This is a genomic window from Acinetobacter sp. Res13-Abat-PEC15-P4-01, from assembly GCF_015676285.1.
Taxonomy (GTDB): Bacteria; Pseudomonadota; Gammaproteobacteria; order Pseudomonadales; family Moraxellaceae; genus Acinetobacter; species Acinetobacter nematophilus.
The window spans coordinates 35,498-51,211 of record NZ_JADAIN010000054.1; the positions used below are offsets into that span (position 1 = coordinate 35,498).

A 15,714-nucleotide genomic window follows, 5' to 3' on the forward strand; every position below is an offset into this window, starting at 1 on the left:
TGCGTTTACCCCTTAGCGATCCACGTCAGCCATAACGACATCAATCGTCGCTAAATAAATGATCAAGTCAGATACAAGACTGCCGTTAATCACGGAAGGAATTTGCTGCAAGTGTGTGAAAGTTGGTGTACGAATACGTGTACGATAACTCATGGTTGACTTATCTGAAGTCAAGTAATAGTTAGACGCACCTTTCACCACTTCTGCCATTACAGATGCTTCACCTGCTGGCATTACAGGACCCCATGACACGCTCAGGAAGTGCGTAATCAAGGTTTCAATATCTTGTAAAGTCTTGTCTTTTGGTGGTGGAACTGCCAATGGATGATCTGCTTTATAAGCACCTGAAGGCATATTATCTAAACATTGTTTGATAATTTTAAGTGACTCTTCGATTTCACGATAGTGAACCATCACACGTGCATAAGCATCGCCTTCATATTCCAATGGCACTTCAAAATCGTAATTTTCATAACCGCTATAAGGACGATATTTACGCACATCAAAGTCGATACCTGTCGCACGTAAGCCTGTACCAGTCACACCCCAAGCCAATGCCGATTTCGCATCGTATTGTGCAACATTGCGGGTACGACCAACAAAGACAGAGTTTTTAAGTGCCGCAGTATGATATTCCTTCAAACGTTTTGGCATCCATTCGAGAATTTCACGAATCAATTTTTGCCAGTTGTTTGGAAGATCATGCGCTGTACCGCCGATACGGAACCATGCAGGATGCATACGGAAACCCGTAATCGCTTCAATGGCGTCATAGATTTTTTGACGATCCGCAAACATATAGAATACAGGGGTCATACCCCCAGCATCCTGAATCGCAGTACCGATATACAACAAGTGGTTATTGATACGGAATAATTCAGACATCATGACACGGATACATTGTGCTCGATCAGGAACGGTAATTCCTGCCAATTGCTCCACACCCATCACATAAGGCATGTTTTGCGCACAACCACCCAAGTAGTCTACACGGTCAGTATAAGGAATGAACGAATGCCAAGTTTGACGTTCAGCCATCTTTTCCACACCACGGTGGTGATAACCGATATCAGGCACACAGTCTTTAACTTCTTCGCCATCTAACTGCAAAATGACACGGAATGCACCATGCGCAGATGGATGGTTTGGTCCTAAGTTCAAGAACATGAAGTCTTCATCTGCATTGCCGCGCTTTAGACCCCAATCTTCTGGAACAAAACGAAGATGTTCTTGCTCGAAATCCTGTTTCGCTTTGTCCTGCATATACGGTGTATATTCCGTCGCACGTGCAGAGTATTCTTTACGCAACGGATGACCTTCCCAATAGGTTGGCAGCAAAATACGACGAAGCATCGGATGCCCTTCGAAATTGATCCCAAACATATCGTATGCTTCACGCTCGTACCAGTTGGCATTCGGCCAAATGTTGGTTGCCGTTGGAATGTTAATATCATTCTCATTCAACGCAACTTTAATACGGATATCACTATTGCGTTCCAATGAAAGCAAGTGATAGAACACTGTGAAGTCTGATGCAGGCAAACCATCACGGTGAGTACGCAAACGCTCATCCACCGCAGATAAGTCAAACAACATCACATAAGGACGTGGCACTGTACGTAGGTACATCAAAACTTCTTGTACACGTGCGCGCTCAACCCAGACCGTTGGAAAATCTTCAAACGTCGGTTGCACGTAAAAGTTCTCACCAAATTTGGCTTTGAGATCTTCTACAATCGCAAATGCTGGGCGGGAATCAACTGGAGTTGATTCTGGCATAGCAATTTCAGTTTCAGCCATTGGCTTGGCTTCCTATTTAATACAAATTCTGTCAAATTTCCTGATGATCATACCCTTCAGGTATGTCAAACATTCATCAGAAAAAATTACTCAATCTCATCCATAGAGCGTAAGTTTTTCACTGCAATACGTTCAGCGTTCTTACGGTCGCGTTCTGGCATCATCTTTGGCTTGTATACTGGCTGAAGATCATCACCAATTACCGCAGAAAGCGGACGACGTTCTAATTGAATTTGGTCTTGCAACAACATCAACGCCTGAATGAGTGCTTCTGGACGTGGTGGGCAACCTGGAACGTACACGTCAACAGGAATGATTTTATCTACGCCTTGCACAACAGAATAAATGTCGTACATACCACCAGAGTTTGCACAGGCACCCATTGAAATTACCCATTTTGGCTCAAGCATTTGTTCATACAAACGTTGAATAACAGGTGCCATTTTGACAAAGCATGTCCCTGCTACAATCATCAAGTCAGCCTGACGTGGCGAAGCACGGATAACCTCAGCACCAAAACGTGACAAATCATGCACACCGGTTAAAGTCGTTGCATATTCTACATAGCAGCACGAAGTACCAAAGTTAAAAGGCCATAATGAGTTTTTACGGCCCCAGTTCACAGCTGTATGCAACACGTCCTCTAAACGAGTCATGAATACATTTTTATTCACTTCTTCTTCAAGTGGATCTGTCACAATCTGACGATCTTGAAGCGGATATTGTTCAGCTTCTGGATTCGCACGGGTTAAGGTATATTTCATTCCCGAGTTACTCCTTGTTCAGAGACATGGTCGGTGTTTTATCTTTCACACGACCAGAAGATTGAGCTGGAATCGTTCCTGTAGGATCAGTCACCAACTCTTCAATTGAATTGAAGCGAGTAATTTCTGCAAGGTCCATATTCGGTGAACCAATTTTAGGTTTAATCCCTGCTATTTTACGTTTATCTGAAGGCGACCAGTTCAAGGCACCTGTAGATAATTCATAAATTAAACCAACGAGTAAAACTAAAATAAATACAGCCGCAGCTGAAAACCCGAACCAACCTACTTCACGTACAGATGTCGCCCAAGCGTACAAATACAGGGCTTCCAAATCGAATACAACAAAGAAGATTGCGACGAGGTAGAACTTTGCAGACAAGCGGATACGTGCTCCACCAGCACTAACCACACCTGATTCAAATTGCTCTTGCTTCGCACGTCCCCATGATTTACCCCCAAGGAGCAAAGGAACGGTGAGCATAAAGACACATAAAAATGTCACGCCGATCACGAAGGCAATGATTGCCCAATCGTATGGAGTAATGGCACTCATGCGGGGATAACTCCTGGCAGGCCTATTATTTAACAAAGAATGTATGTATTGGCCTTGCAAATACACCAAACACAAAATAAATCTGGTCAATTGTACCCGATTGATGTCATCTCTTGCTAGTTAATAGCTCTAAGTCTTTCGGATGATTTTTTAGACAAAACACATTATTTTTCATGATTCCACGCATTCGCACGTTCATTTATCGCTTTATCAAATTCCATTGCTATTTTTTATTAATTTTTCCGAAGTATATTTTGATGAGATGAATTAAAAATGACAAATCAGTAGCTTAATCCTTATTAAAATTTCTGAGACATCACTTTTATGCATCTATTTGGGTTTATTCAACAACAAATTTGCACGCATTCCGCAAAATTATATTTAAAATATTTTGTTACATTCTATGTTGAAAAGTAATATTTCAGCACTCAACACTTTTAATAAAAAATATCTTTATGTGATAAATAATGTCATTTAATCAAATCGCCACCCTCCACATAACAACCCCATTATCAAAATAGGTATCCTCAGGCTAAAATAGTTTTTTTATTTCTCTTTTCCAAAATATGAGACGCCTACTTTTGACCTACCTTGCTCTGCCAACATTTCATTTTATCAAGATTGATCCAATCCCACTTTTTCGCACAGCCAGGGGTTGAGATCTACGTATGATGTGTTTTCCCATGTATGCATTTCCTTATACCCGGACCTGTATTTGATTGATGCTGATATACGGGTCAGCATTTATATGCCCAACAACCATCCAACACTCGATCTGCTCGATCCCCTGCCCTTCAAGATATCTTTTCCAACTCTGCTTTAAAGATGAGCTCAATGACAAGATATTATGGATATGCCGTACCACTGAATTCAATTACAGCACCCATCAAAATGTTTGATGCTTTGATGGGTATTGAATAAACAATACTTGTTGTCGCAAACATAGACGAATTATCTACACAGCCTATACACATCAAACGTTTTTCCTGTGTATGCTAAATATCATTCACTTTAAATCAATAATTTAGGGGTTAAAACATGGAATTTAGCAGCAAACCAAATTATTTTTTATTTGCACAATTACTTGTCCGTCATATTGAAAATTATGTCAAAAAGCATCCTGATGCACAAAATGCGATTTTTGATCTTCGTGATGTTTATGAAATTTTCCGTCAAGACCTTGCTGCAACCACAACAAATCTGGAAGGTATCTTAAATATTGCAGATGAATATCGAATTGATACGATTCAAGGTGATCAGAAGATTATCAGTGGCTATAAAATTGATGCGGAACAAAACAGCTTGTTGATTGACTTTAATGCAGACGCTTTACAGGCATTGAGAGAAAATAAACCCATCATTGCCCCGGATGCAACTCTTCAGGAATAAGCTTCAAGGCTGAACCTCATCAGCCTGACTGATCTTTAAATAAAAAAACACCGAAATATTTCGGTGTTTTTTTCAGCTTTTAACCACACATAAATATATGGATTTATACTTTCTTTTTCTTAAACCGCTCAACAGGCCAAGACATGGTAAATCTTGCCCCACCGAGTTCAGGACTTTGATCGACCTCAATCGTACCGCCAAACCAATAAGCAATACGACTGACAATCGACAATCCCAAACCATAGCCACCGGAAGCGCGAGTTCGACTGTCGTCCAAGCGTGCAAATGCTTCAAATACACGCTTACGGTCTTCTTCAGGAATCCCTGGACCATCATCCTCTACACACACATATGCCATTTTGGTTTGATGATTGACACCACCACTCAAGCTGACTTGATGATCACAATAACGTACCGCATTACCCACGAGATTTTGCACAACCCGGTGTAAATAACGACGCTCTGCATCCACCACCACATCAGAAGAAAGTGGATTGAGATGAATGATCTTCTGAGTTTTCAACGCCTCAGTTTCTGTAGCAACCTGCTGTAAAACATCAATCAATGCGATTTTTTCAAAGTCCAAAGAAGGCGTACCCTGTTCCAACTTGGCATAAGTCATGATCTCATCAATCAAGGTATTCAAAGCCTCAATGTCTTTGTCGATCATTTCAACCTGTTGCAGACGATACTCATGATCTTCTTCATCTGCCAACATTTCCATGCCAAAACGAATCCGCGCTACAGGCGTCCGCAACTCATGCGATACCGCACGCATCAACTCCCGTTGAGCTTCGATCAAACGCTGAATATGATCAGACATGCTGTTATAGCTACTGGCAAGACTCGCCATCTCATCATGCCCTTCAACAGGAACACGCTGAGACATATCACCGGTTTTCATGACATCCAAAGCTTGATTGACCTGCTTCAACTTACGTTGCATTGGCACGATCAAACCGTACACCCCCAAGCAAAGCAAGAACATACTCAACAAAGTTATTCCGGCTGCAAGCTTGACTGGCATCCAGTTAAACATCGGAACAGGTCCGAGTACCAGTACATTGGTTGGTGAGTTTGGCAACGGAGAGACGATGGAAATGGTTGTGCCACGGACTGTTGCACTGTCACGCCATAAAATGACACTTTGATCGGACCTTAAACGACCGATTTGCTCTGAATCAAGATTGAGCTGAGATATTTTTTCAACACCCACATGGTAGGAAAAGTGCTGTTGAATTTTTTTGAGATATTCTTGTTCCTGTCCCGGATAATAAACCAGATAATCCAAAATAAAGACAGGTAATGCCTTCATCTGGCGTTCGCCAATTTGATCGACTTTGATATAAAGATAGTGTTTGGGATCATTGCGGATTCCCAACACTAAATAGGCAATTCCCTGTTCAGCATCATAACGCACAACGGCTTTCTGATTTTCAATACGTTTTTCTTCGGTACGTGATAAATCAACTTTTTGTGCATCCAAATAATAAATAGGCAATTCCAATAAATCAGAAGCGTCCGAAATCCAATCAAGACGTTGCTGTTCAGTTTGTTGACGTGCTACACCTTCGCTAATCACAAATGAAATGCCATCTGTTAAAGATTCGCGATATTCCTGCGCACGTTGGTAGTTAATTATTTGAACAAGCAAGTATCCAAACAATGCCACCAACACCACAAGAATAACCAGTCCAGCATAAATACGCAGGAATATACTGTGTTTAGACACGCAAACTCACCTTCGTTATGCCTGCCTTTCTATAGGCAAGCATGTTAGATGATTGACCCATCATTTATAAGCCAGTCTCTTTAACAAATAGATAACCTTTACTACGTACAGTTTTAATACGTTTTGGATTTTCTGGATCATCGCCAATTTTTGGACGAATACGAGAAATACGGACATCGATGGAACGGTCTTGACCATCGTATTCAATACCACGCAAACGCTCAAAGATGTCTTCACGGGATAAAATACGCCCTGCGTTTGACGCCAATAACCAAAGTAAATCATATTCAGCGCTGGTAAAATCAACCAACTCACCATTTAAGGTCACTGAACGACCGCCATTGTCAATCACAAGATCATCAAACTCAATGCGTTGAGCCACTTCATCTTCTGGTGCTTTGTCTGTACGACGCAATAAAGCACGGATACGTGCTAGCAATACACGAGGCTGAACAGGTTTAGCAACATAGTCATCTGCCCCCATTTCCAAACCAAGCACTTGATCCATATCTTCAGTACGTGCAGTCAACATCAAAATTGGTTGATGATAATGTGGACGAACTTCACGACAAACGGTTAAACCGTCTGCGCCCGGCAACATCACATCCAATACGACCAAATCTGGTTGCTCCGCAATAATTCGGCGAATTGCACGATTGCCATCCGGTTCTACCCCAACCTCAAGACCATTACGAATTAAATATTCTTGAGTTAAGCGAGCAAGACGCTCGTCATCTTCAACAATCAAAATCTTTGGTAACTTTTCTTCTTGGCTCATCTATTTGCCCCTATATTTAGTTTGGTCACTGCTACAAATCTCGCAGATTCAAGACACTATGTTTTGCAATATACACACGTTTACAATGTAAACAAGACCTCATTCACCAAACTGATACATGAGAGTATCAATTTGTTATATTTTTATTAACTATTGAATTGTAGACAGTTTTCCAAGTTTTCACACCTTTATGCAGCAATATTCCTAACACAATCAATACCCAGACTATTTTTTATACAAAATATTTCATTGTTCATATTCTGTTTAATCAGTTCATCGCTTTTTGAGTTATCCACATAGTTATCTATAAGCACTCTTGGTGGTCTTTGTTATGCTATGTCCTTGCCAAATAAGGCATATAACAAAAATGATTGTTCAAGGGAAAAAGACACGAATAAAAATTTACTGATTAGAGATAAAACATTCTTAAAATGTCAATATTGATCTGACCTTAAAATTACCGTATCTTGTGTTCTAAATTAAATTAAACCACTAAGTATTGTGTTTAGTCCTCAAACATCGTGACGAACAAAATTGCAACTCGTCCGGTTCAAATGGTCCATAAACATAACAATGATGATGACAATGGAGCTACGCTGACAATGAACGCCATTACAACCCCTGGTCAACTACAAGTGATTAAACGCACTGGTGATGTTGCCGCTTTTGATGCAGATAAAATCGCTGTAGCAATTGGTAAAGCTTTTTTGGCTGTTGAGGGCCAGCAAAGCGCAGACTCAAGCCGAATTCATGACCGTATTACACAATTAACAGAAATGGTTATGAACACTTTTAATCGTCGTTTACCGTCTGGTGGAACAATTCACATTGAAGAAATTCAAGACCAAGTTGAATTGGCGCTTATGCGTACAGGTGAACAAAAAGTTGCGCGTGCTTATGTGATCTACCGTGAGCAACGTTCTGAAGCACGCAAACAAACGGGTGCTCATCATCACCCAACCCTACAAATCACAGATGCGAATGGTCAGCTTCAGCCTCTAGATTTGGGCAAACTTCAAGCCACGATTGAAAAAGCCAGCGAAGGTTTAGAAGGTATTGATGTTCAAGCCATTGTCGATGAAACAGTTAAAAACTTATATAACGGTGTAAAACAGTCAGACATCTCAACCACCATGATGATGGCGACACGTACCCGTATCGAACAAGAACCAAACTACACTTATGTGACGGCACGTTTACTTCGTGATGATTTAGTGGCAACTGGTTTAAAATTCTTAGGTTTAGCGACAGATACCGAAGAAGGCGATGCGCTTGAAACTTACCTGAAAAAAGGGATCGAGCTGGAACTTCTTTCACCAGAACTTTTGAACTTCGACCTTGCTAAATTGGCAGCAGCGATTAAACCAGAACGCTCAAACCAATTTACCTACTTAGGTCTGCAAACCCTGTTTGACCGCTACTTCATTCACTCAAACGATGTACGTTTCGAACTTCCACAATTGTTCTTTATGCGTGTCTCTATGGGGCTTGCATTAAATGAAGAGCAACGTGAAGATCGTGCAATTGAGTTCTATGACTTATTGTCTAGCTTCGATTATATGGCGTCTACACCGACACTGTTTAACTCAGGTACCTTACGTCCACAATTGTCGAGCTGTTACCTCACCACAATTCAAGATGATCTTTATGACATCTATGGTGCTATGCGTGACAATGCCCTACTGTCTAAATGGGCGGGTGGTTTAGGAAATGACTGGACACCAGTTCGTGCGTTGAACTCATACATCAAAGGCACAAACGGTAAATCTCAAGGTGTTGTTCCTTTCCTCAAAGTTGCCAACGATACTGCTGTTGCAGTCAACCAAGGCGGTAAACGTAAAGGTGCCGTATGTGCATACCTTGAAACTTGGCACTTGGATATTGAAGAATTCCTGGAGCTGCGTAAAAACACAGGTGATGACCGTCGTCGTACACACGATATGAACACTGCAAACTGGGTTCCGGATTTGTTTATGCAACGTGTGTTTGAAGATGCGGAATGGACATTGTTCACACCATCTGAAACACCTGATTTGCATGACCTTACAGGAACTGAGTTTGCTGAACGTTATGCTTACTATGAAAGCGTTGCTAAAGAAAACAACATGCTGCATAAGAAAATCCGTGCGAAAGACTTATGGCGCAAAATGTTATCAATGTTGTTTGAAACAGGTCATCCGTGGATCACATTCAAAGATGTATGTAACTTACGTTCACCACAACAACATGTTGGCGTAGTTCACTCATCTAACTTATGTACAGAAATCACTTTAAATACCAATAAAGATGAAATCGCAGTATGTAACCTAGGTTCAATCAACCTTGTTCAACATGTTCAAGGCGGTAAACTTGACCGTGAAAAACTAGCACGTACTGTAAAAACAGCAGTTCGCATGCTCGACAACGTGATTGACATCAACTACTACGCAGTTGAACAAGCACGTAATTCAAACCTGAAACACCGTCCAGTCGGTATGGGTATCATGGGCTTCCAAGATGCTTTATATGAATTGGGTATGGGTTATGGCTCAGATGAAGCAGTCGACTTTGCCGACGAGTCCATGGAAGTGATCAGCTACTATGCGATCCAAACTTCTAGCGACCTTGCGATTGAACGTGGTGTTTATTCAACATTCAAAGGTTCATTGTGGGATCAAGGTATCTTGCCAATCGACTCTTTAGATATTGTTGCGAAATCTCGTCCAGAGCGCATGTTCGAAGTTGACCGTACCCAACGTTTGGACTGGGACACTTTACGTGCCAAAGTACAAAAAGACGGTATGCGTAACTCAAATGTGATGGCGATTGCGCCTACAGCAACCATCTCAAACATTTGTGGTGTTTCACAGTCAATCGAACCAACGTTCCAAAACCTTTATGTAAAATCAAACCTTTCAGGTGAATTTACAGTGATCAACCCGTACTTAGTACGTGCGTTAAAAGATCGTGGTCTCTGGGACGCTGTTATGGTGAACGACCTTAAACATTTCGAAGGTTCTGTACAAAAAATTGCCCGTATTCCTGATGAATTAAAAGCAATTTTTGCAACCGCATTTGAAGTGGATACACGTTGGATCGTGGATGCTGCATCACGTCGTCAAAAATGGATTGATCAAGCACAGTCATTGAACCTATACATCTCAGGTGCAAATGGTAAAAAACTTGACATCACGTATAAGATGGCTTGGTTACGTGGTCTTAAAACCACGTATTACCTCCGTGCATTGGGTGCAACATCTGCGGAAAAATCAACCATTAATACGGGTGCTTTAAACGCAGTAAAAGCAACCACTGTGGCTGCTCCAGTGGCGGCGGTTGCATCAGAAGCTAAGCCTGTAGCACCTGCTGAAGAAGAAGGCTTCTCTCAAGCAGCACCAGTGCCACAAGCATGCTCAATCGACAATCCAGATTGTGAAGCTTGTCAGTAAGTCATCCTCCCGCCCCTCCCTTTAAAAGGAGGGAGATTCCTCGAAGTAAATGGTGGGATGCAAGTCCCTCCCTTTAAAAAAGAGAGATCAGGGGATTGAATAAGTTTGAAATCATAAAAGGCTGAGCCATGTTCCATTTAAGTCATAACTATGAGTTAGGCATAATTGTGCTGATCTTGGCCTTTCTGATTTTTTATATCCCTGCGGTCTATGCATTTATTGCGATCCGCAAACAGCAAAAGCGTAATCAAAATAAGTAGTGTGGGTATCTGTTCTTTCGAACAAGAACAAAACAACTATCGGCAAAACTTAATTTTGCTTGCACAGAATAAGCGTATAGTAGTGACATCTTTTTTGTGAGATGTCGAACATAGATATTAACAACGAAGAGAGAACAACGATGTCTATCCTAAGTTGGGACGATTTTGAAGATGATGAACCGAAACAAGCTGCACAAGCTCACCAGCCTGCGCCCGTCGAACCGAAAAAAACGACTGATTCGCAAGTGGTATCTGATGCAAAGCAATCATCGCAGAATTTGGCAGCTGCACAATCCGCTGGAACCTATTCAGCAAGATCAACAAATCCAACCGATTCGTTGGCAAGAGCATCTCACGCCTTAGAAAAGTTGGATGTTGCACCGGGCTTGGAAGAGCTTGAAATGGGTGCGCAGCGCGTACAGGTTGATGATAAAGCCATGATCAACTGTCGCGCAGATTTAAACCAGCTTGTACCATTCAAATACGAGTGGGCTTGGCAAAAATACCTAGACGGATGTGCAAACCACTGGATGCCACAAGAAGTCAACATGAACCATGACATCGCACTGTGGAAGTCTGAAAATGGTTTGACTGAAGATGAGCGTACCATTGTAATGCGTTCTTTAGGTTTCTTCTCGACTGCAGACTCATTGGTTGCAAACAACCTGGTTTTGGCGATCTACCGTCATATTACCAACCCTGAATGCCGTCAATACATCTTGCGTCAAGCATTTGAAGAAGCGATTCATACGCATGCTTACCAGTACTGTATCGAATCTTTGGGTATGGATGAAGGCGAAGTCTTTAACATGTACCGTGAAGTTCCATCGGTTGCCCGTAAAGCAGCGTGGGGCCTGAAATATACACAGTCTTTGAGTGATCCTACTTTCCATACGGGTACTCCTGAAAACGATCAGATCTTACTACGTAACCTGATTGCATTCTATTGTGTACTTGAAGGGATCTTCTTCTACTGTGGTTTCAGCCAAATCTTGTCCATGGGTCGTCGTAACAAGATGAATGGTGTTGCTGAGCAATTCCAATACATCTTGCGTGATGAGTCGATGCACTTGAACTTTGGTATCGACATGATTAACCAAATCAAGATCGAAAATCCACACTTATGGACTGCCGAGTTCCAAGAAGAAATCATTCAAATGATTCTTGAAGGCACCATGCTTGAAATCGAATATGCGCGTGACACCATGCCACGCGGTGTATTGGGTATGAATGCAGCGATGATGGAAGAATATTTGAAATTCATCTGTAACCGTCGTTTAGCACAGCTTGGTCTTCCTGAGCAGTTTGCTGGTGTAAACAACCCGTTCCAGTGGATGTCTGAGATGATGGACTTGCGTAAAGAGAAGAACTTCTTTGAAACGCGTGTGACTGATTATCAAACTGGTGGTGCGTTGAGTTGGTAAGGTAGACCGTCGTTGAACGACACATCAGTTGTCATAAACGACACAACACCTGTCATGGAACGACATGACAGGTGTCATACACATAGTATTATTTTTTAAAATTTTCAAAATAAGGAATATGTTCAGCTTCTTCTGGAATTAAAGGCTCATCATCATGCCTTAAAACTATTCTTTCAATATCATTAATACCAACTTCCCAAGCATTTTTAATTACAAGTTCTTTCTTCTTAATTAAATATTTTTCAAACTCTGGATATGGGTAAAATTGACCATTAAAAAATACACCAAAACTTAAACTATATGAGCCATACTTTTTATATTCCTTTTCAAAATTACTCCAATTCCGATCTGTAGGCGGTGTCATCTCATGAATACGACTACACATAGTAATTAATTTATGTTGATCATTAGCCATAATATTTTCCGTAAGTAAAACTCTATAATTATAAGGTTCTTCTTTAGACACCCCTCTTATTATGGAGAATCTCAGTCTTTCTAAGCTATCAACCTGACCTAAATTCTCATATAAGTCCATGAAGACATCCTCTCCCCCTTCTTTTTTAAAAATTAAAAGAATAACAGGAGGTTTATTTTCAAAACACATGAAAGCTAAACCATGCCATGCTGCCTCATCCCATAATTCAGGTTTAATCAAAGTCGTTACAGCAATTTGATCATGACTTATAGATTCTAAATTTCCAAAATCAGGAGTTTTTTTATGATCTCCCATTTGAATTTTCTCAGTTTTATTTTGTAGCACTTTTGGGCTACCTTGATCCCAAGACAACTTTCTAATTAACTCAAATTTAGTTCCCTTATTACCATTAAGTATGTCTAAAACATTTTTATGGGAATCTCTTCCCATGACATTGTATGTCGCACCAAAACATGTACTAAATGCAATAGACCTTGTAATAGATAAATCAGTTATGAATGAGGCTTCTACAAATTTTTCAATATCTAGAACATGATAAACTTTAATCAAACATTCAATAACAAACTGAACAAACCACTCAAAAACTATTTTTTGATTATTTTGATCTAAATGCTCCCATGTAAAATTAGAACAGAAAATATCCACATATATTCCCTTGGAGGATTTACTAAATTCATGAGATATGGTGCTATTTTCATCATCACCAATAATATTAATTTCTAATGAGCTAATTTTTGTAAAAACTTTATCAATTGGATTTGTAGAAAAGAAATTTTCGATTGTAGTCAAAATAGATTCAGACAGTTCAATATATGGGGAGCGATTTGGAAATTGAATTTTAAATTCACATCCCGACACTCTAGTAGTGTAGGTAATAGACTTTCCTAATGTAGGTAAAATTTGAGATGTAGGATGTCTAGTATCTGTATCTCGACACAAAAATAATGTTTTCACAAACTCATCTAAAGAGGTTTGCTGAAATTCTTCTTTTAACTTATCTTCATATCCTAAAATATATAGGAGAGCACTATTAGAAAAGAAAAGTTGCAATTTTTCTAAAAAATCAGGTAAATATTCGAGCTCAGCAAGTTGATCAAACCTACAATTTAATAATAAATGAGCTAAACACCCATCAAATCGTATTAACTCTTCCTCATCTATGTAATCATCTTTTATTGCATTTAAGCTAAGTAGTGCTAGTTCTGCCCAACGTAATGATTGAGGAATTCTACCTAACTCCAACTCTTTCCACGCAAGTTGCCAATAGACTTTTATAGCTGAGGGTAAAATTAATTTTTCTTTATGAAAATAATTTGCTAGAAGTGATGCTGAAAATAATAGACTTCCTCTACTTGCCCATCTAAGACCAACCCTTGAATATGCTTCAGATAATAATAGATTTGCATAAGTCATTTCATCATACGTTTCTTTTTTATTTAGACCTGAAACAGACTTCCCTAATAACTTAATAGCTTGGTATGGCTTATTATCGTCTAAACGCTTCAATCCACGTTCAAGTTGTAGTTTTGCTGTCTTTGTCTCACTATCACGCAAACCAGATTGCTCTGTAAAGTAATCTAAAAGTTCTTCATATTCTTCATATTTATCAAAAATAATATCCAATTCCTGAAATAAATTATAAAATTTTTCAAAAGGAAAACCTATTAGATTACTTCCCAATCGACACGTTTCAAGTGTCTTTTTTAATAACTCTATACAATATTTTTCATCTGGAAACTTAACAATTAGCTGTAATAAATCCAAGTGAATAGATGCCATTAATGAGTTACTTGGACGACTTAAATCTTTTGATAATCTATCCAATACATCAATGGTATTATTATAGATACAATCAATATCTACACTAGGATGTATATCTTTTAAATAGCTATACCTCCCATAGTAAATTGTCAATAAGTTTACTATTTTCTCCCAACTTTCTGAGTTAGTATTTTCTGCAAGATTTTCAAAAGTTAATTCTAAATTACTCTCAAATAATGAATAATCTTCAAACCACCAGTGTGCAGCCCAAGCATACTGATAACTTGCCTCTAATGATTGCTGAGATGTTCCAAATTTTTTAGCAACTCGAACAGCCCGATCAAATAAACTTTGGGTATCAATTATAGGTTTTTCTAATTCTTTGCTTAGAATAGCCACCTCTAGGAAATAATCTACCTGCTGAGTTGTAATTTTTGAAGCATCAATTTTTTCTGTAATTAGTTTATTCAATCTATCTAATTCTTTTTGTTTCTGATAATCATCAGCACTTAATTCAATTTCTCTTTTATAAGATGTAGGAATACTTAATGTATTGATTGCTAGAAACTCTAACTGATTCTTATAAATTTGGTCCAATATCCAACTTAAATCTAAAATACGTACATCAATTGAATATTGCTTGGTTAACTCATCCTCTAATTTACTTCTTTGATCTGCTTTAATTGATTGATTTGTTATACAAAAAACTTTTACATACCCCATGCCCGTTTCAACAATTTTTTTTACATCTTTTTTACACTTGGCTTTCCAATCTTTTTGAGTACTTACAGCAAAAGCCCAACGTTCATTGTGAGATTGCTCATTAACTCCTTCAAGCCACAATAATTGATTCTGTGAAGAAACAGGAAAGGTCTGAGTATCTGTTTTTCCATCACCACCTGCAACAGGTCCTGTTTGCTCTAAAAGGTTTGGGCAAATAATTTTTTCACATAATTTTTTTGCAAATGTCTCAAATTCTAATTCTTGACTACGTATATTAAGTGTAGCTAAATAATGCTCCAATTGGACTCTATCGAGAACTCCTGTTTCAACAACAATAGAGCTAGAAAACTCTTCTGGTCTCCTATTTTTTAAAAACTCTTTAGCAGAAAAATTATCAGGCAAAGTCATTAAATACTCACTTTATAAAAAATTTTAAGATTTCATCAAAAATAATCATCATAACAATTTATATTCTTTTTAAAGCTATTAAGGACCAAAACAACTCTTTGTACGATCTCTAATATTCGAAAATAAATTAAATTTATGTATCAATCAATAGCTAAAAACTGTATCAATTTTCCAAAACTCTTACTAACCTATAATGAGTAATATTTTATTGATTTTAAATATCTTATTAAAAAATATTGTTGTTATAAATTTCAA

Annotated in this window: 10 protein-coding genes; 4 read left to right on the top strand and 6 right to left on the bottom strand. The window is 39.0% G+C overall.

The genetic code is table 11. From position 1 onward, the window contains the following. Window positions 1-12 precede the first annotated feature (12 nt). From nuoC to IMO47_RS19255, 3 genes are all read right to left on the bottom strand, one after another. The gene (nuoC, locus tag IMO47_RS19245; RefSeq protein WP_196077638.1) at window positions 13-1,800 is read right to left on the bottom strand and encodes an NADH-quinone oxidoreductase subunit C/D; all 1,788 of its coding nucleotides are present in this window, start codon (window positions 1,798-1,800) and stop codon (window positions 13-15) included. Window positions 1,801-1,886: 86 nt separating this feature from the next. After that, entirely contained in the window at window positions 1,887-2,564 is a 678-nt protein-coding gene (locus IMO47_RS19250) for an NADH-quinone oxidoreductase subunit B (RefSeq protein ID WP_004827935.1), read from the bottom strand. Between the two features lie 7 nt (window positions 2,565-2,571). Further along, window positions 2,572-3,120, bottom strand: a complete 549-nt coding sequence (locus IMO47_RS19255; protein WP_196077639.1) for an NADH-quinone oxidoreductase subunit A — start codon at window positions 3,118-3,120, stop codon at window positions 2,572-2,574. Window positions 3,121-4,158: 1,038 nt separating this feature from the next. Between IMO47_RS19255 and IMO47_RS19260 the strand changes: the two genes are divergently transcribed. Next, window positions 4,159-4,509 carry a hypothetical protein gene (locus IMO47_RS19260; protein WP_196077640.1) on the top strand — a complete coding sequence of 117 codons (351 nt, stop codon included), beginning with the start codon at window positions 4,159-4,161 and terminating at the stop codon, window positions 4,507-4,509. 103 nt (window positions 4,510-4,612) lie between these two features. On the opposite strand, the gene bfmS is transcribed toward IMO47_RS19260, so the two are convergent. Together bfmS and bfmR are read right to left on the bottom strand one after the other, a co-directional pair. Continuing rightward, entirely contained in the window at window positions 4,613-6,241 is a 1,629-nt protein-coding gene (gene bfmS / locus IMO47_RS19265; RefSeq protein ID WP_198426932.1) for a sensor histidine kinase BfmS, read from the bottom strand. Between the two features lie 64 nt (window positions 6,242-6,305). Further along, window positions 6,306-7,019, bottom strand: a complete 714-nt coding sequence (gene bfmR, locus IMO47_RS19270) for a response regulator transcription factor BfmR (RefSeq protein ID WP_004722855.1) — start codon at window positions 7,017-7,019, stop codon at window positions 6,306-6,308. Window positions 7,020-7,573: 554 nt separating this feature from the next. Between bfmR and IMO47_RS19275 the strand changes: the two genes are divergently transcribed. The 3 genes from IMO47_RS19275 to IMO47_RS19285 all read left to right on the top strand — a co-directional run bounded on the left by IMO47_RS19275 (window position 7,574) and on the right by IMO47_RS19285 (window position 12,131). Continuing rightward, entirely contained in the window at window positions 7,574-10,447 is a 2,874-nt protein-coding gene (locus tag IMO47_RS19275) for a ribonucleoside-diphosphate reductase subunit alpha (protein WP_196077644.1), read from the top strand. A gap of 128 nt (window positions 10,448-10,575) precedes the next feature. Continuing rightward, window positions 10,576-10,707 (top strand): preprotein translocase subunit YajC, encoded by a 132-nt coding sequence (locus tag IMO47_RS19280; protein WP_196077641.1) that lies wholly within the window; start codon window positions 10,576-10,578, stop codon window positions 10,705-10,707. A 140-nt stretch (window positions 10,708-10,847) separates the two neighbouring features. Beyond that, on the top strand, window positions 10,848-12,131 hold the full coding sequence (locus IMO47_RS19285) for a ribonucleotide-diphosphate reductase subunit beta (protein WP_100884588.1): 1,284 nt from the start codon (window positions 10,848-10,850) through the stop codon (window positions 12,129-12,131). A gap of 88 nt (window positions 12,132-12,219) precedes the next feature. Here the strand turns inward: IMO47_RS19285 and IMO47_RS19290 are convergent, their stop codons facing one another. Continuing rightward, on the bottom strand, window positions 12,220-15,459 hold the full coding sequence (locus IMO47_RS19290; RefSeq protein WP_196077792.1) for a hypothetical protein: 3,240 nt from the start codon (window positions 15,457-15,459) through the stop codon (window positions 12,220-12,222). Window positions 15,460-15,714: the final 255 nt, after the last annotated feature.

Excerpts from the sequence above, each read along its gene's own strand:
- nuoC (WP_196077638.1), bottom strand. The coding sequence starts at position 1,800 with ATGGCTGAAACTGAAATTGCTATGCCAGAATCAACTCCAGTTGATTCC.
- IMO47_RS19250 (WP_004827935.1), bottom strand. The coding sequence starts at position 2,564 with ATGAAATATACCTTAACCCGTGCGAATCCAGAAGCTGAACAATATCCG.
- IMO47_RS19255 (WP_196077639.1), bottom strand. The coding sequence starts at position 3,120 with ATGAGTGCCATTACTCCATACGATTGGGCAATCATTGCCTTCGTGATC.
- IMO47_RS19260 (WP_196077640.1), top strand. The coding sequence starts at position 4,159 with ATGGAATTTAGCAGCAAACCAAATTATTTTTTATTTGCACAATTACTT.
- bfmR (WP_004722855.1), bottom strand. The coding sequence starts at position 7,019 with ATGAGCCAAGAAGAAAAGTTACCAAAGATTTTGATTGTTGAAGATGAC.
- IMO47_RS19275 (WP_196077644.1), top strand. The coding sequence starts at position 7,574 with ATGGTCCATAAACATAACAATGATGATGACAATGGAGCTACGCTGACA.
- IMO47_RS19280 (WP_196077641.1), top strand. The coding sequence starts at position 10,576 with ATGTTCCATTTAAGTCATAACTATGAGTTAGGCATAATTGTGCTGATC.
- IMO47_RS19285 (WP_100884588.1), top strand. The coding sequence starts at position 10,848 with ATGTCTATCCTAAGTTGGGACGATTTTGAAGATGATGAACCGAAACAA.
- IMO47_RS19290 (WP_196077792.1), bottom strand. The coding sequence starts at position 15,459 with ATGACTTTGCCTGATAATTTTTCTGCTAAAGAGTTTTTAAAAAATAGG.